The organism is Streptacidiphilus carbonis, assembly GCF_000787775.1.
In the GTDB taxonomy this organism is placed as follows: Bacteria; Actinomycetota; Actinomycetes; order Streptomycetales; family Streptomycetaceae; genus Streptacidiphilus; species Streptacidiphilus carbonis.
The window spans coordinates 132,763-152,319 of record NZ_BBPM01000014.1 but is presented as its reverse complement, the minus strand read 5'-3'; the positions used below and the strand labels follow the sequence as shown (position 1 = coordinate 152,319).

The 19,557-nt window shown below is 73.7% G+C and carries 19 protein-coding genes and 1 pseudogene; 11 read left to right on the top strand and 9 right to left on the bottom strand.

Features of this window, described 5'->3' with window-relative positions; all coding sequences use genetic code 11:
* Nucleotides 1–131: 131 nt before the first annotated feature.
* Nucleotides 132–1,280 (top strand): annotated as a pseudogene (locus tag TR46_RS45320) (MFS transporter); the annotation flags it as partial.
* Here TR46_RS45320 and TR46_RS39420 read toward each other — a convergent pair.
* Nucleotides 1,238–2,344 (bottom strand): helix-turn-helix transcriptional regulator, encoded by a 1,107-nt coding sequence (locus tag TR46_RS39420; protein ID WP_084718447.1) that lies wholly within the window; start codon nt 2,342–2,344, stop codon nt 1,238–1,240. The pseudogene TR46_RS45320 and the gene TR46_RS39420 sit on opposite strands and share 43 nt — an antisense overlap.
* 96 nt (nt 2,345–2,440) lie before the next feature.
* Here TR46_RS39420 and TR46_RS13785 point away from each other — a divergent pair, with 96 nt between their 5' ends.
* Nucleotides 2,441–3,283, top strand: a complete 843-nt coding sequence (locus tag TR46_RS13785; protein WP_042399375.1) for a phosphotransferase family protein — start codon at nt 2,441–2,443, stop codon at nt 3,281–3,283.
* Nucleotides 3,284–3,460: 177 nt separating this feature from the next.
* On the opposite strand, the gene TR46_RS13780 is transcribed toward TR46_RS13785, so the two are convergent.
* The gene (locus tag TR46_RS13780) at nt 3,461–4,222 is read right to left on the bottom strand and encodes an SDR family oxidoreductase (protein WP_042399370.1); all 762 of its coding nucleotides are present in this window, start codon (nt 4,220–4,222) and stop codon (nt 3,461–3,463) included.
* A 116-nt stretch (nt 4,223–4,338) separates the two neighbouring features.
* Between TR46_RS13780 and TR46_RS13775 the strand changes: the two genes are divergently transcribed.
* Nucleotides 4,339–4,584: a DUF2277 domain-containing protein gene (locus TR46_RS13775; protein WP_042399367.1), complete on the top strand. Its 246-nt coding sequence runs from the start codon at nt 4,339–4,341 to the stop codon at nt 4,582–4,584.
* 18 nt (nt 4,585–4,602) lie between these two features.
* On the opposite strand, the gene TR46_RS13770 is transcribed toward TR46_RS13775, so the two are convergent.
* Nucleotides 4,603–5,370, bottom strand: coding sequence for an SDR family NAD(P)-dependent oxidoreductase (locus TR46_RS13770; protein WP_042399365.1), 768 nt, complete (start codon nt 5,368–5,370; stop codon nt 4,603–4,605).
* Nucleotides 5,371–5,494: 124 nt separating this feature from the next.
* Here TR46_RS13770 and TR46_RS13765 point away from each other — a divergent pair, with 124 nt between their 5' ends.
* Complete coding sequence (locus tag TR46_RS13765; RefSeq protein WP_042399362.1) at nt 5,495–6,127, top strand: TetR/AcrR family transcriptional regulator; 633 nt, start codon at nt 5,495–5,497, stop codon at nt 6,125–6,127.
* An 8-nt stretch (nt 6,128–6,135) separates the two neighbouring features.
* On the opposite strand, the gene TR46_RS13760 is transcribed toward TR46_RS13765, so the two are convergent.
* A complete protein-coding gene (locus tag TR46_RS13760) occupies nt 6,136–7,068 on the bottom strand; it encodes a carbohydrate kinase family protein (RefSeq protein WP_042399359.1) in 933 nt (310 codons plus the stop codon).
* A 51-nt stretch (nt 7,069–7,119) separates the two neighbouring features.
* Between TR46_RS13760 and hrpB the strand changes: the two genes are divergently transcribed.
* Nucleotides 7,120–9,699 carry an ATP-dependent helicase HrpB gene (hrpB, locus tag TR46_RS13755; protein WP_042399356.1) on the top strand — a complete coding sequence of 860 codons (2,580 nt, stop codon included), beginning with the start codon at nt 7,120–7,122 and terminating at the stop codon, nt 9,697–9,699.
* 44 nt (nt 9,700–9,743) lie between these two features.
* On the opposite strand, the gene TR46_RS13750 is transcribed toward hrpB, so the two are convergent.
* The gene (locus TR46_RS13750; protein ID WP_042399353.1) at nt 9,744–9,959 is read right to left on the bottom strand and encodes a hypothetical protein; all 216 of its coding nucleotides are present in this window, start codon (nt 9,957–9,959) and stop codon (nt 9,744–9,746) included.
* A 344-nt stretch (nt 9,960–10,303) separates the two neighbouring features.
* Between TR46_RS13750 and TR46_RS13745 the strand changes: the two genes are divergently transcribed.
* Nucleotides 10,304–11,107 carry a putative protein N(5)-glutamine methyltransferase gene (locus TR46_RS13745; RefSeq protein ID WP_042399338.1) on the top strand — a complete coding sequence of 268 codons (804 nt, stop codon included), beginning with the start codon at nt 10,304–10,306 and terminating at the stop codon, nt 11,105–11,107.
* Nucleotides 11,108–11,144: 37 nt separating this feature from the next.
* On the opposite strand, the gene TR46_RS13740 is transcribed toward TR46_RS13745, so the two are convergent.
* The 4 genes from TR46_RS13740 to cobF all read right to left on the bottom strand — a co-directional run bounded on the left by TR46_RS13740 (nt 11,145) and on the right by cobF (nt 14,178).
* The gene (locus tag TR46_RS13740; protein ID WP_269084256.1) at nt 11,145–11,975 is read right to left on the bottom strand and encodes an NADPH-dependent F420 reductase; all 831 of its coding nucleotides are present in this window, start codon (nt 11,973–11,975) and stop codon (nt 11,145–11,147) included.
* Nucleotides 11,959–12,507, bottom strand: coding sequence for a COG4315 family predicted lipoprotein (locus TR46_RS13735; RefSeq protein ID WP_042399333.1), 549 nt, complete (start codon nt 12,505–12,507; stop codon nt 11,959–11,961). The genes TR46_RS13740 and TR46_RS13735 overlap by 17 nt, the downstream gene beginning before the upstream one ends.
* Before the next feature lie 139 nt (nt 12,508–12,646).
* A complete protein-coding gene (locus TR46_RS41035; RefSeq protein WP_042399331.1) occupies nt 12,647–13,411 on the bottom strand; it encodes a cobalt-precorrin-6A reductase in 765 nt (254 codons plus the stop codon).
* Nucleotides 13,408–14,178: a precorrin-6A synthase (deacetylating) gene (gene cobF, locus TR46_RS41030; protein WP_042399328.1), complete on the bottom strand. Its 771-nt coding sequence runs from the start codon at nt 14,176–14,178 to the stop codon at nt 13,408–13,410. Before cobF ends, TR46_RS41035 begins: the two co-directional genes overlap by 4 nt.
* Nucleotides 14,179–14,278: 100 nt before the next feature.
* Here cobF and TR46_RS13720 point away from each other — a divergent pair, with 100 nt between their 5' ends.
* The 5 genes from TR46_RS13720 to TR46_RS13700 all read left to right on the top strand — a co-directional run bounded on the left by TR46_RS13720 (nt 14,279) and on the right by TR46_RS13700 (nt 19,541).
* A complete protein-coding gene (locus TR46_RS13720) occupies nt 14,279–14,980 on the top strand; it encodes a transglycosylase SLT domain-containing protein (protein WP_042399325.1) in 702 nt (233 codons plus the stop codon).
* Between the two features lie 68 nt (nt 14,981–15,048).
* On the top strand, nt 15,049–15,294 hold the full coding sequence (locus TR46_RS13715; RefSeq protein ID WP_042399322.1) for a hypothetical protein: 246 nt from the start codon (nt 15,049–15,051) through the stop codon (nt 15,292–15,294).
* Nucleotides 15,295–15,381: 87 nt separating this feature from the next.
* On the top strand, nt 15,382–16,506 hold the full coding sequence (locus TR46_RS13710; protein ID WP_042399319.1) for a calcium:cation antiporter: 1,125 nt from the start codon (nt 15,382–15,384) through the stop codon (nt 16,504–16,506).
* Between the two features lie 77 nt (nt 16,507–16,583).
* The gene (locus TR46_RS13705) at nt 16,584–17,321 is read left to right on the top strand and encodes a DUF2470 domain-containing protein (protein WP_042399316.1); all 738 of its coding nucleotides are present in this window, start codon (nt 16,584–16,586) and stop codon (nt 17,319–17,321) included.
* 99 nt (nt 17,322–17,420) lie between these two features.
* Nucleotides 17,421–19,541, top strand: a complete 2,121-nt coding sequence (locus tag TR46_RS13700) for an alpha-galactosidase (RefSeq protein WP_369405990.1) — start codon at nt 17,421–17,423, stop codon at nt 19,539–19,541.
* The last annotated feature ends 16 nt before the right edge of the window (nt 19,542–19,557 follow it).

Sequence of the window (19,557 nt, the reverse complement as noted above, 5' to 3'; positions counted from 1 at the left end):
CGCACTCTCGGGTCCTGAGTACTTCCACCCGGGTCAATCCGGACGATCACTCGGGGTGCGCACTCGGTCGGATCCACTGACAGGCGGATTCACTGACAGAAGGTGTCAGTGGATGTTCCGAGACTGGTGCCATGGACTCCAGCCACCACCAGCGGCGCAGAGCCGAGCGCCTGCTCGTACCCGCCGCCTTCGCCACCGCCCTCGGCGACAACGTCCAGCTGATCGCGGGCGCACTGCTGATGATCAGGGAGCAGCGGACCATGATGGCCGTCGGCTGGCTCTTCATCGCCGTCGCCGGCCCGCAGGCCCTGCTGTCACCGCTGTGCGGTCGGATCGCCGACCGCTTCGACCGGCGGAAGCTGTGGATCGGCTGCGATGCCGCCAGCGCGGTGCTGGCCCTGGGGCTGCCGCTCTGGCTGGCCTGCGGGGGCGATCCCGGACCTGGGATCTACACCGCCAATCTGGCCCTCGCCGTCGTCAGTTCCCTGTTCTTCCCGGCCAGTTCGGCGCTGATCAAGGAGCGGGTGGCACCGGACCGGCTGCGGCGCTTCAACGCCCGCTACGAGACCGGGACGCAGGCGGGCATGCTGCTGTCGGCGACGGTGGGCGGGCTGGCCGTGCAGGCCTTCGGGGCGGTGCCGCTGCTGGTCTTCAACGCCGGCACCTTCGTGGTCTCCGCCCTGTGCGTCGCGTCGGTGGGGCGCAAGTACGGAGCGTCGGCGGTTGTCGTGGAGGCAACTGCTTGTCCGGCCTCCGCCGTTCCGGCACAGCCGCTCCGGGTCCGCCGCTTCATCCTGCTCTATGCGCAGGGGAGCGTGGTCGTCACCGTGTTCAACGCCCTGCTGCCGACGGCGGTCATCGGTGAACTCCACCTGGGTGCGGGGACGTTCGGTGCCGTGGACGCCCTCGGCAGCCTCGGCTTCCTGGCTGCCACCGGGGTCTACCGGATCGTCAGCAAGCGGTACCCGGACCTGCGCATCGCCGTGGTCGGCTTCCTGCTCTGCAATGTCGGACTGGTGCTGCAGAGCCAGTTCGGGATCGCCGGCTATCTGATCGGAGTGCCGCTCGGCGCCTTCGTCTTCGGACAGGCCCGGATCGCCTCCCGGACCATGCTGATGGCCTCGGCGGACGAGGCCTCGGTGGGCAGGGCCTTCGGCCTGGCGAACGGCGGCGGGCTGGCGGCCACGGTCGCCGTGATGCTGCTGGTCGCGACGGTGACCGACCACAGCGACACCCGCTACGGCTTCGCCCTGCTGGCCGCACTGGCGCTGCTGGCGACCCTGGCCTCGGCGGTGTTGCTGAGACCGTCCTCGGCCCGGGCAGCGTCGCCCGGCCGGTATCGGGCGAGAGTGGCTGCCGCCGCCTCGGCGACCGCACAGCGCAGCTCTTCGGGGGCCAGCACCTCGATGTCGGCCCCGAGCGACAGCAGCGTCGGCACCGCCAGCTCCACCGACTCCAGCGGAACCGTCGCGGTGACCCAGCCTTCGGCATCCGGCGGCCCGGCCGAGGCCTGGACCGCGCGTACCAGGGCTGCGTCGAGCCGGTCGGGGAGCGAGGCCAGCATCGCCGGGCCGATCCGCACCGAGGCCTGAAGCCGCAGCCTGCGGGCGTCATAGGCCTCCAGATAGTCCCGCCAGAAGACCGCGAGGTCGAATCCGGAGGGACGCTCGAAGGTGGTCTCCGCGATCACGTCCAGGCTCAGGATCTGCGACACCCGGTAGGTCCGTACCGGCGCGTGATCGGTGCCTCCGGCCACCGCCGGAGCCACCGCCGGAGCCACCGCCGCGACCAGGTACCAGACGCCGGCCTTGAGAACCAGCCCGTAGGGGTCGAGTTCGCGCTCGACCTCCTGCGGCGCGGCCCAGCGGTGGTAGCGCACCCGGATCCGGTGCTGGTTCCACACGGCGTCGGCGAGCACCGCGAGACCGGGCGGCGAGTCCTGCTCCCGGTACCAGCCGAGGGCGTCGAGGTGGAAGCGCTCGCGGATCCGCCCGGACCGGTCCCGCAGCGGCGCCGGCAGCGCGGCGGTCAGCTTCAGCTGCGCGGCGGCAAGCACCTCGCCCAGCCCCAGGTCGGCCGCCGCACCCGGCAGCCCGGCCAGGAACAGCGACTCCGCCTCGTCGGCGTGCAGCCCGGTCAGCCGGGTGCGGTACCCGTCGAGCAGCCGGTAGCCCCCGCTGTGTCCGGCGTCCCCGTAGACCGGGATCCCCGCGCCGCTCAGCGACTCGATGTCCCGGTAGATGGTGCGCGCCGAGACGCCGAGCTCCTCGGCCAGCTCGTCGGCTGTCATCCGCCCCCGGTTCTGCAGCAGCAGCACGAGCGACATCAGTCGACCGGCACGCATCGACGCCTCCTCCAGCCCGGGACGGGTCCGTCAGGCTACCCGAGCGGGTCCCCTGACGGACCGAGCCGGGCGAGCGCTCTCAGTAGGGTGGCGCGCATGGACGACCGGACGCCCGAAGAGCTGCTCGCTGTCGCCGCCGCCGTACTGCCCGGCACCGACCTGCGGGACGCGAGCTTCGCGCAGGGCGGCTCGCACACCGTGGTGCTGCTGCCGGGCAGCGCGGTGGTGCGGATCGCCAGGACCCAGGCGGCCGCCGCCCTGCTGCCGCGCCGGACCGAACTACTGCGCCGACTGGGCGGGCTGGACCTGCCCTTCACGGTGCCCACGCCGCTGTCCGAGGTGGTGACGGCGGGCGGCTGCACCGCCGTGTCGCTCTCCTGGCTGGACGGCAGCCCCAGCCCCAAGGGCGAGGGCGGCGACGCCAAGGAGCTCAGGGCGCTGCTGGAGGCGCTCCGCTCGGTCGACACCGCGCCGATCGCCCATCTCCTCGCCCGACCGCTCGAGTACGCGGGCGGTGACCGCTGGGCCGAGGTGATGCTGCACCAGGCCGTGCCCCGGCTCCCGGCCGAGTGGCAGGCCGAGGGCCGACGGCGAGTGCAGACCGTGCTGAACCTGCCGCCGGTGCCGCACTCGCTGGTCCACGGGGACCTCGCCGGTGACAACATGCGCTGGGACGCCGACGGACGGCTGCTCGGCGTCCTGGACTGGGACCTGGCCCAGGAGTACGACCCGGCCGTCGACGCAGCGGCCCTGGCCTGGCACGGCTGGGACAAGGTCGCCGCGGTGGTCGACGCCGACACCTTCCGCCGCGCCCACGCCCACTACCTCACCGCAGGCCTGCAACAGATCGCCTTCGCGATCCTCAACGACCGGGACGAGGACTACATCGAAGAGCGCACCCGTGCCATGACGGCATGGCTGGCCCGTACCACCGCGTGAGCGGGGGCTTCTGACAGCAGCGGTTCGACCGCGGCTTGTGCACGGCTTGTCGCGCAGTTCCCGCGCCCCTGGATGGTGCAACTTGCTCGCAGCGGTTCAGTTGCACCATCCAGGGGCGCGGGGAACTGCGCGGTCAGCCACGCAGACGCCGCAGTCAAGATCCCTCATCAGCGACCGTCACCGCGGTGCCACCCGGCGCCCCCCGTCGACCAACAGGTCGCTTCCGGTGACCCACCCGGCCGCAGGGGACAGGAGCCAGACCACGGCCGCAGCGATGTCCTCCGGCTCGCCGAGTCGCTGCATCGGAGTGGCGGAGGCCAGCCGCTGTTGCGCCGACTCCCAGTAGTGCCGGGCCAGTTCCGTTCGCACCAGCCCCGGGGAGACCGAGTTGACCCGTACGCCGGGGGCCAACTCGGCGGCGAGATGACGGGTCAGCTGCAGCAGCGCCGCCTTGCTGGTCTCGTACGCGGCCAACCCCGGTCCCGCCCCGTGAACGCCCTCGGTCACCACATTCACCACCGCGCCGCCGTGCTCCCGCATCCACGCCGTCCACGCGGCACGCACCAGCGCGAGCGGCCCGTGCACATTGACGGCGAAGGTCTCCAACCACACCGCCGGATCCCCGTCGACGGCCGGAGCCAACGGCTGGTTGGCCCCGGCGTTGTTGACGACGAAGTCCACGGAGCCGAACAGCCGCACGCAGCTGCCTACCCACTCAGCTACGGCAGAGGGGTCCCCCGCCGAGCCGGTGCCGCCGTCGACCCTGCCGCGCCGCTCACCCGTGACCGCCCGCAGCCTCTTGACGGCCGCCTCGACACCGGCGCTGTCCCGCGCGGTCACCAGCACATCCGCCCCGGCCGCCGACAATCCTTCGGCGACAGCAAATCCGATACCCCGAGAGCCCCCGGTGACGATCGCCGCCCGCCCGTCCAGTCGCATCCCGCCAGGGTGGGCCGCCCCCCGGAAGAAGGGAACCCCCACGGCCACCCGCCCCTGATCGCTGCGCTCGGATGCGGTCCGGTGTCCGGTGCGCCCCGAGCGCGCACACTGGAGGCATGTGCCGAAGCATCAAGACGCTCCGCCCGCCGGTCATGCCCGAGGTGGAGGACGAGGACATCAGGGCCGCGGCCCTGCAGTACGTGCGGAAGGTGTCGGGGTTCCGGGCGCCGGCCGCGCACAACAAGGACGCGTTCGACGCCGCCGTCGAGGCGGTGGCGGAGGCCACCCGGACGTTGTTGGACGAGCTGGTGGTGAAGGGAGCGCCCAAGGCCAGGGCCGAGGCGGCGGTGGTCCGGGGCTGAGGCCCGGCGGAAGCGGGATCAGACCGCCGACCAGCCGTTGTCGACCGGGAGGATGACGCCGTTGATGTTGCTGGCGGCGTCCGAGGCGAGGAAGAGGATCGCGGCGGCCTGCTCGGCGGCGTCCGCGGTGCGGCCGACGTTGCCCATGTAGGAGCCGAGGACGGCGGGGCCCTGGGCACCCGCGTCCGGCTGGACCTGGATGTTGGTGACGGTGCCGCCGGGTGCGATGGCGTTGGCGCGGATGCCCTTGTCCCGGTACATCACCGCGAGGGACTTGGTGAGCCCGGCCACCGCGTGCTTGGACGCGGTGTAGGCGGCGCCGGCCGCGCTCCCGCGCAGGGAGGCCTCGGACGCGGTGGAGACGATGGTGCCCTTGCCCGCCGCGAGCATGTGCGGCAGGGCGGCGCGGGTGAGCAGGAACGGCGCGGTCAGGTTGATCCGGATCACCCGCTCCCACTCGGCGTCGCCGGTCTCGCCGAGGGCGGACATCCGGTCCATGATGCCCGCGTTGTTGACCAGGACGTCCAGGCCGCCGAAGGAGGCCACAGCGGTGGCTACGACCTCGTCCACCACGCTCTGCTCGCTCAGGTCGCCGACGACCGCGAGGGCGGTGCCACCGGCGGCCTCGATCTCCTCGACGACGGCCTTGGCGCCCTCGGCGTTGAGGTCGGCGATCAGGACCTTCGCGCCCTCGGCGGCGAACTTCAGGGCGGTGGCGCGGCCGATGCCCGAGCCTGCGCCGGTGACGACGACGCTCTTGCCGGTGAGGCCGGTGCTGCTGCTCATGACGTGCTCCCTGCTTACGTGCTGCTTCCTTGCCCATGCGCTGGCGTGCTGGGTCCGACGCTACAACTTTGTGGCAGGAAGTGCCAGAAAGTCAGTGAGTGACGAAAAGCGCTAGCCTGGGGGAATGGAACAGGGGACGGGGCAGCAGGCGTCGGCGCGAATGGGACGGCCGCCGCTGACCGAGCGGCGCAAGGCCGCCACCCGGCTGGAGATCGCCCAGGAGGCCGTGCGGCTGTTCGCGGCCAAGGGCGTGGCCGCCACCTCGGCAGAGGAGATCGCCCAGGCCGTCGGCATCTCCCAGCGCACGCTGTGGCGCTACTTCGCCAGCAAGGAGCAGTGCGTGGAGCCGCTGCTGGCCTCCGGGGTCGGCGTGTTGGCGGAACGGCTGCGCGAATGGCGCCCGGGCACCCCGCTGTTCACCGTGGGTGCGGGCGCGGGGAGGCTGCTCACCGTCACGCCCGAGCAGGCGGAGGCGCTGCGCGGACTGATCCGGCTCACCAGGGACGAGGACGGGCTGCGCGCCGTCTGGCTGCAGGTCCACCAGCAGGCCGAACCGGTCTTCGCCGAGGCCGTGGCCGAAGGCACCGGCCGCGGCGCGGGCGACCTGGAGCCGCGGGTGCAGGCCGCAATGATCAACACCGCGCTGCGGGTCGCGGTGGAGGAGTGGGCGTGGAACAGCGCCGACGGGAGTGCGGCCGGGCTGCACGCCGTACTGGAGCGGGCGTTGCGGGTGGCGGCAGCGGGGCTCCCGGGCTGACGGCCGGTTCAGAGAGTTGGATCCTGCAGCTCCTGCCGGTCGGGCGGGTTGGCGCCGGCGCGGGAGACGGTGACGGCGGCCGCCCGGCCGGCGTGGGTGAGGACGCGGTCCAGGGCGGGGGCCGTCAGGGCGGCGAGGCCGGGACGGGCCGGGGCGCCGAGCAGGTCCAGGGCGGCGAGGGCGTCCAGGGTCGCGGACATGAAGGAGTCGCCGGCGCCGACGGTGTCGACCACCGTGGTGGGGACGGCGGGGGAGGCCACCTCCTTGGCTGCCCCGTCACTGAGGACGAAGGCCGAGGCGCCGTCACCACCCCTGGTGACCAGCACCAGCGCGGGGCCGAGGGCGAGCCAGCGGTCGGCGACCTCCGGAACCGGGAGCCCCGGGTAGAGCCAGGCCAGGTCCTCGTCGCTGGCCTTGACCAGGTCGCTCAGCGCCACGCACCGCTCGACCCGCCGCACCGCCTCCCCGTGAGCGCCCATCAACTCGATCCGGACGTTGGGGTCGTAGCTGACTGTCGCCCGCCCGCGCAGCGATTCGGCGAGTGCGGCGGTGGTCTCCGCACCCGGTTGCTTGACGGCCGCGATGGAGCCCAGGTGGACGTGGCGGGGGGTGGACGGCGGCTGCGTGGGGCGCAGCGTCCAGTCGATGTCGAAGGCGTACTCGGCATGGCCGCCGCCGTCCAGGGTGACCACCGCCGTCGGCGTCCGCACGTGCTGCTGACCGTCCGAGAGCAGCCGCACCCCTGCCGAGCGCAGGTGCGCGGCGATCAGCTCGCCCATCCGGTCGGCGCCGAGCTGGGTCAGCAGTGAGGCGTCGTGGCCGAGCCTGGCCAGGCCGTAGGCGACATTGGCGGGGCTGCCGCCGGGATGCGGCACATCGTCCCGCCCGGGCGTGCGGACGATGTCGGCGACGCTCTCGCCGATCACAAGGAAGTCGGTCATCAGGCCATTCTCCACACCGGGGTGAGCACGGTGGAGTGCGAGACTGCCCCAATGAACCCCGCCTGGCTCGACCTCCCCGTCCGCTCCGCCCTGCCCGGGCTGCGGCGCGCGCTCGCGGAGCGCGGTGCCGCCGTGCTGGAGGCGCCGCCCGGGACCGGGAAGACCACGCTGGTGCCGCTGGCGCTGGCCGGGCTGCTCGGCGGCGGGTCCGAGACCCGGCGGCGGGTGCTGGTCGCCGAGCCGCGGCGGCTGGCGGTGCGGGCGGCGGCGCGGCGGATGGCCTGGCTGCTGGGGACGCCGGTGGGGGAGGACGTCGGCTTCACCGTGCGCGGGGAGCGCCGGGTCGGTCCGAGCGCCGTGGTGGAGGTGGTCACCACCGGGGTGCTGCTCCAGCGGCTGCAGCGGGACCAGGAGCTGGACGGGGTGGACGTCGTGCTGCTGGACGAGTGCCATGAACGCCATCTGGACGCGGACACGGCGCTGGCGTTCCTGCTGGACGTGCGCGCCGCGCTCCGCCCGGAGCTGCGACTGGTCTGCGCCTCGGCGACCTCGGACACCGCCGCCTGGGCCGGACTGCTCGGCGACGGCGCCCCGGCGCCGGTGGTCACGGCCGAGGGGATCCAGCACCCGGTGGAGGTTGTCTGGGCCCCGCCGCCCCGTCCGGTCCGGCCGCCGCAGGGCCTGCGGACCGATCCGGCCCTGCTGGAACATGTCGCCGCGACCGTGCTCAGGGCGCTGCGGGAGCGGGACGGGGACGTGCTGTGCTTCCTGCCGGGGGCGGGTGAGATCGCCCGGGTGGCCGGCCTGCTGGCCGGGGCGGACGGCGCCGAGGTGCTGCAGCTGCACGGCCGGGCCGACCGGGCCGTGCAGGACGCGGTGCTCGGCCCGACCGGTGACCGGCGCCGGGTCGTGCTGTCCACCTCGGTGGCCGAGTCGTCTCTCACCGTCCCCGGGGTGCGCAGCGTGGTCGACTGCGGGCTGGCCCGGGAGCCGCGCACCGACCACGCGCGGGGGCTGTCCAGTCTGGTCACGGTGCGGGCCTCGCTGGCGACCGGGCGGCAGCGGGCCGGTCGCGCCGGGCGCGAGGCCCCCGGTGCGGTCTACCGCTGCTGGGCCGAGGTCGAGGACGCCCGGGCCAGGGCACTGCCGACGCCCGAGATCCTGCTGGCCGACCTCACCGCCTTCGCTCTGCAGGCCGCCTGCTGGGGCGCGCCCGGCGCGGTCGGGCTCGCCCTGCCCGACGCACCGCCGGACGGTGCGATGGCCGCCGCGCGGGAGTCGCTGACCGCGCTGGGCGCGGTCGACGCCGATGGACGGGCGACCGGACGCGGCGCCGGGATCGCCCGCACCGGGCTGCACCCCCGGCTGGCCCGGGCACTCCTGGACGGCGCGCCGCTGGTGGGGGAGCGCCGGGCGGCGGAGCTGGTGGCGCTGCTCTCCGAGGAGCCGCCACGTGCCCTCGGCGACGACCTGGGCGCCGTCTGGCGCACCGTCAGGAACGGGCGCGACCCCTATGCCGCCCGGTGGCGCGAGGAGGTCCGCCGGCTGCGGCGCAATGCCGGTGCTGACGATCCGGACCAAACGGGACCGGGGAGCAGCACGCATATCGCGGACGCCGCCGCGGCCGGCCTGCTGATCGCGCTGGCCTTCCCCGAGCGCATCGCGCGGGCGCGTGGCGGGGCGCCTGAGCCGGGGGCGCGCGCCTCCTACCTGATGGCCTCCGGCACCGCCGCCGAGACCGCCGCGGGATCCGCACTGTCCGGCGCCGAGTGGATCGCGGTGGCCGTCGCCGACCGGCCCGCCGGATCGCCCTCCGCCCGGGTGCGGTTGGCCGCAGCCCTGGACGGGGCCACCGCACGGCGCGCGGGTGCCCCACTGCTGACGGAGCGTGAGGAGGTCCGCTGGGCGGTGCCGCCGGGGGCGCGGCGCGGCGATGTGGCCGCCCGCAGGGTGGAGTCGCTGGGGGCGGTCGAACTCGCGGCCGAGCCGCTGTCGGCCCCGGACCGGACCCTGCTGCGGACGGCGCTGCTGGACGGGCTGGCCGCCGAGGGCGTCGCCCGAATGCTCAGCTGGTCGGCGGAGGCCGACGGACTGCGGCAGCGGCTGGCGTTCCTGCACCGCGAGCTCGGCGACCCCTGGCCGGACGTGTCCGACGCGGCGCTGCTCGACCGGGCCGCCGACTGGCTGGACCCCGAGCTCTCCCGGGCCCGGCGCCGCGCGGACCTGGAGCGGATCGGCACCGCCTCGGCGCTGGCCCGGCTGCTGCCCTGGGCCTCCGGCGCGGCCGGACGGCTGGACGAGTTGGCCCCGGAGCGGATCGCGGTCCCCTCAGGATCCCGGATCCGGGTCGACTACTCCGGCGACCGGCCGGTCCTCGCGGTCAAGCTGCAGGAGCTGTTCGGCTGGCAGGAGACCCCGCGGCTGGCGGGCGGACGCGTCCCGCTGACGGTGCATCTGCTGTCGCCCGCCGGCCGTCCGGCCGCCGTCACCGGCGACCTGGCCTCGTTCTGGCGCGAGGGCTACCGCGCCGTCCGGGCCGACCTGCGCGGCCGCTACCCGCGCCACCCCTGGCCGGAGGACCCCACCGCCGCCCAGCCGACCCGGCGGGCCAACCCGCGCAGGGACGCCTGACGGGTCCGCTCCAGAGCACGTCAACGGGTCAGCACCACAGCGGGTCAGCACCAGAGCAGGCCGAACAGGCCGGACGCCCGCGGGGCCGGACGCGGCGGCGCCAGTGGTGCCGAGGCCGAGCCCAGGACGGTGCCGGGGTCCATGCCCAGGACGATCCGGTCGTAGGCGCGCAGCTGTGCGCGTCCGGACCCGCCGTCCTCGACGGACCCGGCGAACGGGCCCGGACTGCGGGTGTCCCTCGTGTGCCGTTGCGGTACCACGGTCGGTCTCCTTCGCCCCAGGGGTGTACTGCTCCCGGGCGGTCCCGAACGGCCGTCGGACCACCCGCCCCCGTGGGTTCTGGCCGGGCCCAAGAGTACGCCAAACAAAGCAAGTTGGGTGCATATGCCAGATCCGCCGCAGGCGGCCCGGGGCCGGGGGCGGTGCGGCGGGCGGCGATCGGGTACTGTGGCGCTCAGCCAGTGAGGCGCCGACCGGGGAGGTGAGACCGATTACCGCTGTCGCAGTAGTCCGGGTGCTCTCCTCCCGAGCCTCCTAGGCCCTCGCAGAGCCTTCTGGGCCGGTACGGGACGAGCATCCTTCGGTACACCGAAAGGCTTCCCGTATGTCCTCTCCCGTTCTGCCGTCCTCGTTCGACGCCGTCGTCACCAGGCTCCGCGCCGCCGGCTGCGTCTTCGCCGAGGACGAGGCGGCGCTGCTGACCGCCGCCGCGACCACCCCGGCCGAGCTGGACGCCATGGTCCGCCGCCGCGCCGAGGGGCTCCCGCTGGAGCATGTGCTCGGCTGGGCCGAGTTCTGCGGCCTGCGGATAGCTGTTGACCTGCAGGTCTTCGTCCCCCGGGTGCGCACGGGGTTCCTGGTGCGGCAGGCCGCCGCGCTGGCCCCGCCGGACGCGGTCGTCGTCGACCTGTGCTGCGGCACCGGCGCCGTGGGCGTCGCCCTGCTCGCCGCCCTGGCCGCCGCCGGAACCCCCGCCGCCGAGCTGCACGCCGCCGACATCGACCCGGTGGCCGTGCGCTGTGCCCGCCGCAATGTCACCGCCGCCAACAGCCGGGTCCACCTGGGCGACCTCTACGACCCGCTGCCGCCGCGGCTGCGCGGCCGGGTGGACCTGCTGGTCGTCAACGCCCCCTATGTGCCCACCGAGGCCATCGGCCTGCTGCCGGCCGAGGCCAGGGTGCACGAGGCCAGGGTCGCCCTGGACGGCGGCTCGGACGGTCTCGACCTGCAGCGGAGGGTCGCCGCCGGGGCGACCCGGTGGCTGGCGCCCGGCGGCCGGCTGCTGATGGAGACCAGCGGGCGCCAGGCCGCGCAGACCGCCGCGGTCTTCGCCGACGGCGGTCTGCTGCCCCGGATCGATCGCTCGGACGAGCTGGACGCCACCGTGGTCACCGGCTCCAGGCCCTGACCGGGCAGGTTCGGCCCAGCCGCGGTTCCGCCGCGCCTCAGCCCTGCGCCAACGCCTCCCGCAGCTGGTCGGCGGTGAGGCGCGGGCCGTAGGCGGGCTTGTCGCGGTCGAAGCGTCGGCCCTCGACCAAGGGGCCGACGTCGACCACGTCGAAGCCGAACTCCTCGATCAGCGCGGCCACGGTCTTCTTGGCCTCGGCGTCGTCCCCGGCGATGGGCAGCGCGCGGCGGCCCGGGGTGCCGGCCGGGGCGGCGTCCTCCGCGATCGCCGGGGCGGCGATGTTGTTGAACGCCTTGACCACCTTGGAGTCGGGCAGGTGCGCGGCGAGCATGCCGCTCACCGTGGCCTGTCCGCTGTCGATGTCCGGGAAGTGGCCGTCCCGTTCGAAGTAGTAGTTGTTGGTGTCGATCACGGTCTTGCCGCCCAGCGGCTCGGCCGGGATCCGGGTGTGGTTCTTGAACGGGACGGTGACCACGACCAGGTCGCCCGACGCGCCCGCCTCCGCGGCCGTGGCCGCGCTGGCCAGCGGACCGAGTGCCGACACGAGGTCGGCCAGGGTCTCCGGGCCGCGCGAGTTGCTGAGGACGACGTGGTGTCCGTGGGCGACCGCCTGCCTGGCGATGGCCTGGCCGATGTTGCCGCTGCCGATGAGTCCGATGGTTGCCATGGAGGGAGTCCTCCCCCACGGGCGGGCGCTGAACCGGCGATCCCCCCGTACGGCGGTTACGTTGGTCCGGACGGCGCCGGTCCCGGCGCCGCGGCCCCGCGCGGCGCCGGCTGCTGCTGGCGCCGCGCTGGGTCCACCGCTCCCGCAGTGCCGACCGGCGGTTGTGGACGGCTTGACGGCCCGTTCAGTAGCCGCCGCCACCGCCGGAGGTGCTGGGTGAGGTGCTCGGTGCGGACCCGCTGCCGGTGACCGCGGTGCCGTTGGGGGCGACCAGGTACCAGGCGCCGCCGAAAGCGGTCAGGCCCTGCCCGTTGATGTCCCCGGCCTTGGTGTCCTTCTGGAAGTAGTACAGCGGATGGCCGTTGTAGGTGGCCTGGGTCGACTTGTCGGCCCTGGTGCTGGTTCCGACCATGGAGGCGGTGAGGCCGCTGCTGGTGGGCTTCCCGGTGGCGTGGTCAGGAGGCCAGGCCACGGCGCAGGGGCCGTTGCAGTTGGAGGTGGTGCCGGTGTCGGCCTCGAACAGGTAGAGCGCCCGTCCCGATGCGTCGACCAGGATCTGGCCGTCGGGGGAGGAGGCGGTGTGCAGCGCGGCGCCGCCGGCCGCCGCGGACCCGCTCGTCGCGGCAGGCGACGAGGAGCCGTTGCTGGTACCGCTGCTGGAACAGCCGGCCGCGAGGGCGGCGACGGCACCCGCTGCGAGGATTCCGGTGACAACGCTGTTCTTCTTGAGCATGACGGATCTTCTTCTGCCGGGACCGCCGCCGCGCCCTCTGCGTCGCAGCCGGTCCACCGGCCCGCCGAAGCGGGTCCGCACCCTGAGGTACGCGCAGGCGGGGATGCGGGTTCAGCGATTCCACAGAGGATCCACAGCGCTACCGGCCGCGCAGCCAGACCCGGGCGGCGGCGGTGTCGGCGACCACCGGGACACCGGGGGGCGGGGCCGGGCGGCGCACCACGACCACCGGGATCCCGGCTTCGCGGGCGGCGGTCAGCTTGGGGGCGGTGGCCGCGCCGCCGCTGTCCCTGGTGACCAGGATGTCGATGCGGTGCTCGCGGAGCAGCTCGCGCTCGCCGCCCAGGGTGAACGGGCCGCGGTCGAGCAGGACCTCGACCGCGGTCGGCAGCGGTGGCCCGGGCGGGTCGACGGAGCGCAGCAGGAACTGCTGCGGCAGCCCGGCGAAGGCCGCCAGCCCGCCCCGGCCGGTGCTGAGGAACACCCGTCGGTCCGCGCCCAGTGACGGCAACAGCTCCGCCGCTGCCTCCAGCGAGTCGACCGGATGCCACCGGTCGCCCGGACCGGCGGTCCAGCCGGGCCTGCGCAGCGCCAGCAGCGGGACGGCCGTCGCCGCAGCCGCTGCGGCCGCGTTGGCGCTGATGGCGGCGGCGAAGGGATGGGTGGCGTCGACGAGCGCCGCGACCCGGTGCCCGCGCAGCCAGTCGGCCAGGCCGTCGGCGCCGCCGAAGCCGCCGGTCCTGACCTGTCCGGCGGGCAGCAGCGGCTCGGCCACCCGGCCCGCGAGCGAGCTGGTCACCGTCAGCGACGGGTCGTCGGCGAGCTCCTCGGCCAGTTGTCTGGCCTGGGCGGTGCCGCCGAGGATCAGGACGTGGGCCGGCCGGTCGCGCCGCCCGGTCGTCACGGCCGGCGCAGCAGATAGGTGTCCATGATCCAGCCCTTGCGGGTCCTGGCCTCCGCCCGCAGCGCCAGGATGCGCTCGGCCACCTCGGCGAGTTTCCCGGAGACCAGGATCTCGTCGGGGGTGCCGATGTAGGCGCCCCAGAAGATCTCCAGCTCCGGATCGATTCCGGCGAAGGACTGGCGCGCGTCCAGCATCACCACCAGGTCGTCCACGCCCTCCGGCAGTCCGCCGGCCTCGGCCAGTCTGCGTCCGGTGGTGACCTGGAACGGCCGGCCCACCCGGTTCAGACCGGTGCGGTGCCGGGCGGCCAGCGCGGAGACGCTGCTGATGCCCGGGACCACCTCGTAGTCGAAGTCGACCGAGCCGCGCCCGCGCACCTCCTCCAGGATCGCCAGCGTGCTGTCGTAGAGGGCGGGGTCGCCCCAGACCAGGAAGGCGCCGCAGCCGCCTTCCGGCAGCTCGTCCCTGACGAGGTGTTCGTAGATGTCGGCTCGGCGGCTGCGCCAGTCGTCGACGGCCGGGGTGTAGCCGGGGGTGGCGGCGCCTCGGTCGCGCTCGGGGTCGGCGGCCTGCACCACGCGGTAGGGGTGATCGACGTGCTGGTCCAGGATGGATTCGCGCAGCCGGGTCAGGTCGGACTTCTGCTCGCCCTTGTCGAGCAGGAAGAACACCTCGGCCCGGTTGAGCGCCTTGACCGCCTGCAGGGTGAGGTGGTCCGGGTCGCCCGCGCCGATGCCGACGACGCAGATCATCCTTCTGTCGTTCATGGCCGAGAGTCTGCCAGGCAGGAGATAGGTTGCCAGGTACCGGGTCGTCGCCCGGCGACAGGTGTGAGCAGCGGCGCAGTGGAGCAGCGGGAGGTGGACGATGCCGGGCGGGCAGAAGCAGCGGTCGCGGTGGGGCTGGTTCCTGGTGCTGGCGGCGGTCGTGGTGATCGGCTGGATCGTCCGGCCCGGCGGCGGCCATGACTCGGGGACGGCGGCAGCGGCACCGTCGGGGTCGGCGGCCTCCGCGGCGCACGGGTCCGGGAGCGCCTCGGCGTCGGCGTCCGTGCCGGCCACCGGGGTGATCGAGCCCTACGATCCGGCGGACTACGCCGCCGACGCCGTCAAGTACGGCAAGCAGGCCGGGATCGACCCGCAGCTGCTGATGGCGATCCTCTACAACGAGTCCTACAAGCCGCACGACGCGGTCACCGAGCGGGCCTGGCAGAAGCTGAAGCCGACCGCCTCCTTCGGGATCGCCAATATGCACGAGGCGGCCTTCGACGAGACCAAGCAGGGCCGCGACTTCGCCGGGCGCAGCTGGACCGAGCTGCCGGACCGTCCCGACCTGGCGATCGAGGCCGAGGCCTGGTTCCTGCACGACCTCAAGGCGCAGCTGCCCCCGGCGGCGGACCGTTCCACCAGCCTGACCCAGGACGAGCTGCTGGCCCTCGGCTACAACACCGGCGGCTCCAACATGCGGGCCTTCGCGCGTGGGGTGAAGCTCGGCTCGATGGCCCAGACCTACCTGGACACCCTCCGGCAGAACTGGGCGAAGGCGGGCAAGGCCGTCGGCGCGGTCTGAACGCCTCCGCCCGAGGTGTGGCCCAGGCGCTCTCGGGAAGACCTGGGGAGGAGGAGAGGGGGCGGGCGATGATCATACTGATCGTCATCGCACTGCTGTGGGGGGCTTCCATGGGGCTGACGCGTCGCTGCGGAGCCTACGACCGGGCCACCAGGACCCGCTGCCGAAACCCCGCCAAGGGCTACTTCAAGCGCTGCTCCAAGCACCCGGCCCGAGCGGCGGTCGGACCGGACCTGGTGGCGGTGCTGCTGGTGGTGGTCGCCATCGTGGTCGCGGTCAACACGGTGCACGCCGGCCATCCGGGCCACTCCTGAGCCGACGGCAGGGCGGCGGGAGGCAGGACGGGGCGTCAGCTGTCCTCAATATCCTGAATGCCGGTTCTGCTGTGACAGTCTGACTCCATGTCGGACTCCCGTCGCTCGCCCTTCCTCTCCTGGACGGTCATCGCCCCGGCGATCGCGCTGGTCCTGCTGGTGCTGACCTGGGGGCGGCACATCGACCCCGTGCTGGCCGTCGTGATCGCGGCGGTGCTGGCGGCTGCGGTGCTCTCGGCGGTGCACCATGCCGAGGTTGTCGCGCACCGCGTCGGCGAACCGTTCGGGTCGCTGGTGCTCGCGGTGGCGGTGACGGTGATCGAGGTGGCGCTGATCGTCACCCTGATGGTCTCGGGGGGCGGCGACACCGACTCGCTGGCCAGGGACACCGTCTTCGCCGCCGTGATGATCACCACCAACGGCATCGTCGGGATCTCGCTGCTGGTCGGCGCGCTGCGCCACGGGATGGCCCTGTTCAATCCGGAGGGCACCGGGGCGGCGCTGGCAACCGTGGCCGCCCTCAGCGCGCTGAGTCTGGCGCTGCCGACCTTCACCACCAGCGCGCCCGGGCCGGAGTTCTCCTCCACCCAGCTCACCTTCGCCGCGCTGGCCTCGTTGGTGCTCTACCTGCTCTTCGTGTCCACCCAGGCGGGCCGGCACCGCGACTTCTTCCTGCCGGTGGCCCTGCCGGAGGCCCCCAGGCGGCCCGGGCAGCCCGAGCGGCCCGAGTCGGAGTCGCACGCGGGCCCGACCACTGCCAGGGCCGCCTACCTCAGCCTGGTGCTGCTGCTGGTGGCCCTGGTCGACGTGGTCGGACTGGCCAAGGTCGAGTCGCACACCATCGAGGACGCGGTGGCGGCGGTCGGCTTCCCGCAGTCCTTCGTCGGCGTGATCATCGCCCTGCTGGTGCTGGCCCCGGAGACGCTGGCGGCGGTGCGCGCGGCCCACCGGCACCGGGTCCAGATCAGCCTCAACCTCGCCTACGGCTCGGCGATGGCCAGCATCGGGCTCACCATCCCGGCCATCGCGGTGGCCACCGTCTGGCTCAAGGGGCCGCTGCTGCTGGGGCTCGGCGCCACCCAACTGGTGCTGCTGGGGCTGACGGTGGTGGTCAGCATCCTCACCGTGGTGCCGGGCCGGGCCACCCGGCTGCAGGGCGGGGTGCACCTGGTGCTGCTGGCGGCGTTCGTGTTCCTCGCCATCAATCCGTGAGTGGAACCGCGAGTCGAGGTTGGCACCCCATCTCCTGTTAGCTAAGGTAAGCCTTACCTAATCAAATGGAGGACTGAATGAGGCCTGCCGAGAGCGCCGTCGACGCTGTCCCGTCCGTCGAGCCCACCGACGCCGAGCGGGTGCGCAGCGTGCTGCAGGCAGCCACCTCGTTGACGGCCGCCGCCAATGGCGGCCGCCACGATCTGCACGGCTGCGACCTGCTGGTCGCCGACGCGGCCGGCCTGGCGGTGCGGGCCCCGGCCGAGTGCCGGCTCACCCGGGAGACGGCGATCGCGGGCTCGGCCGGACTGCCGGTGCTGCTGGAGTGGACCGACCTGGCCCCGCTCCCGGCCGGCAGCCGGGTCCGCGCCCAGGTCTGCGTCGCCGGCCGGCTGCGGGCCTCCCGGCCGACCCGGGACGGGCTGCGGCTGCTGCGCCTGGATGTGCGCCAGGTCGTCCTCGACACCGGCGGGGCCGAGGTGCTGGTGGACCCGGCCGAGCTGGTCCGGGCCGAGCCGGACCCGCTGGCGACCGTCGAGGCGGCGCTGCTGCTGCACCTGGACGAGGACCACCAGGACCATGTGGCGGCGCTGACCGGACTGATCGGCCCGCGACTGCTCCGTGGCGCCCGCCGCCTTGTGCCGTACGCGCTCGACCGGTACGGCATCGTGCTGCGGCTGGAGTACGCCGACGCCCATCGGGACGTCCGGCTGGCCTTCGGTGAGCCGCTGCCCGACGCCGAGCAGGTCGGCCACAGGCTGCACGCCCTGATCGCCGCGGCGGTGGCCGCGCCGAGCCGGACCTGGAGCTCCTGACGATCAAGTTGGGTGTTGAGGTCTGTTGACTACTGTTTCGGTCCTCTGTTCTGATCTGTCAGTACCAGTCAGGCAGCCCGGCCGAACATGGGAGTCGTCGTGCCGCAGATCGTCCACGTCCCCGATCAGCAGCTCTGGATCCTCAGCGGACCCGCGGCCAGCTACGTCCTGCACCTCGACCCCGAGGGCCTGCTGCACGGCCTGCACTGGGGCCCGCGGCTGGACCCGGAGCAGGCCGCCTCGCTGCTCGACCTCCCGGCGCCGATCCACCGCGGCCACCAGGTGGCCGCCGACGGGCGGCTCGACCTCGCGGCGGCGGGTGGCGCGCGCTTCGGCCACGCCGGCATCCAGGTCCGCTTCGCCGACGGAACCCGGGACCTGGAACTGGAACTGACGGGCCACCGGATCGAGTCCGCCGCCGGCTCGGTCGAACTGGTCCTGGACTTCGCCGACCGCCACTACCCGCTGTCGGTAGAGACCCGCTATCTGCTGCGCCCCGGCAGCGATGTCATCGAGCGCCGGGTGCGGCTGCGGCACACCGGCGCCGCGGGGACGGAGCCGGTGTCGGTGCTGCGCGCCGACTCGGCCACCTGGGTGCTGCCGCCGCTGGACGGCTACCGGCTCAGCCAGGTGCACGGCCAGTGGGCCGCCGAGAGCCAGCTGACCCGCACCGAACTCGCCTACGGCGAGACCGTGCTGACCAGCCGTCGGGGTGTGAGTGGCCACCAGTCGCAGCCGTGGGCCATGCTGGACGACGGCACCGCGACCGAGACCGAAGGTGCGGTCTACGGCTGCGCCCTGGCCTGGAGCGGCAGTTGGCAGCTCACCCTGCAGCGCCTGGCGGGGGACGAGGTGCTGATGTCAGCCGGCGCCCAGCACACCCCGACGGTGCATCTGCTGGCCCCCGGCGAGGAGTTGGAGACCCCGGCCAGCCTGGGCCTCTACAGCGAGGGCGGCTTCGGCGCGGCCAGCCGCGCCTGGCACCGGCACATCCGCTCCCAGGTGCTGCCCCACCCGGACGAGTTGCGCCCGGTGCTCTACAACTCCTGGGAGGCCACCTTCTTCGACATCGGCCTGGAGAACCAGAAGGCGCTGGCCGACCGCGCCGCCGCGATGGGCGTCGAGCTGTTCGTCATGGACGACGGCTGGTTCGGCTCCCGTACCCATGACGCCGCCGGGCTCGGCGACTGGACGCCCAACCCCGACCGCTTCCCGGACGGCCTCGCCCCGCTGATCGACCATGTGCACGGCCTGGGCATGGAGTTCGGCCTGTGGGTCGAGCCGGAGATGACCAACCCCGACAGCGACCTCTACCGGGCCCACCCGGACTGGGTACTGCACCAGCCGCACCGGCACCGCACCGAAATGCGCAACCAGCTGGTGCTCAACCTGGCCAGGCCGGAGGTGGCGGACTGGCTGCACGCCACCATCGACGGACTGCTGCGCGACAACGCCATCGACTTCCTCAAGTGGGACATGAACCGTCCCTTCACCGAGGCCGGACCGGTCGGCGAGGGCGGCGACGACCGGCTCTGGGCCGACTACACCCGCAACCTCTACGCCGTCCTGGACCGGCTCCGCGCCGACCACCCGGCGGTCAGGATCGAGGACTGCGCCAGCGGCGGCGGACGGATCGACCTCGGCCTGCTGGCCCGTACCGACCAGGTGTGGACCTCGGACAACACCGACCCGGCGGACCGGCTGCACATCCAGTACGGCTTCTCGCAGCTGTACCCCGCCCAGGTGATGGGCGCCTGGGTGACCGACAGCCCCAACCCGTTCACCCGCCGCAGCACCCCGCTGGACTTCCGGTTCCACTCCGCGATGGCCGGGGCACTGGGCATCGGCGGGGACCTGTCCGAGTGGACCAAGGAGGAGCTGGCGCGGGCCGCGGAGCTGGTCGCCGCGTACAAGACGGTCCGGCCGCTGGTGCAGCAGGGGCTGCAGTACCGGTTGCGCGGGCCCGAGCAGGAGCTGAGCGCGGTCCAGTTCGTGGCGGAGGACGGGACCGGGACGGCGGTCCTGGCCTACCGGCGCTCACGCTCCATGGGCGAGGGCGCGCCGGTGCTGCGGCTGCGCGGGCTGCGACCCGAGGCCCGCTACCGCGAGGCGGCCAGCGGCCGGCTGCACCACGGCGCGGTGCTGCTGGCGCGGGGGCTTCCGCTGGAGCTCCCGGAGGGCGACTGGGCCAGCGCGTTGGTGCATCTGACCGTTGTCTAGGCCCGTACTTCGCAGG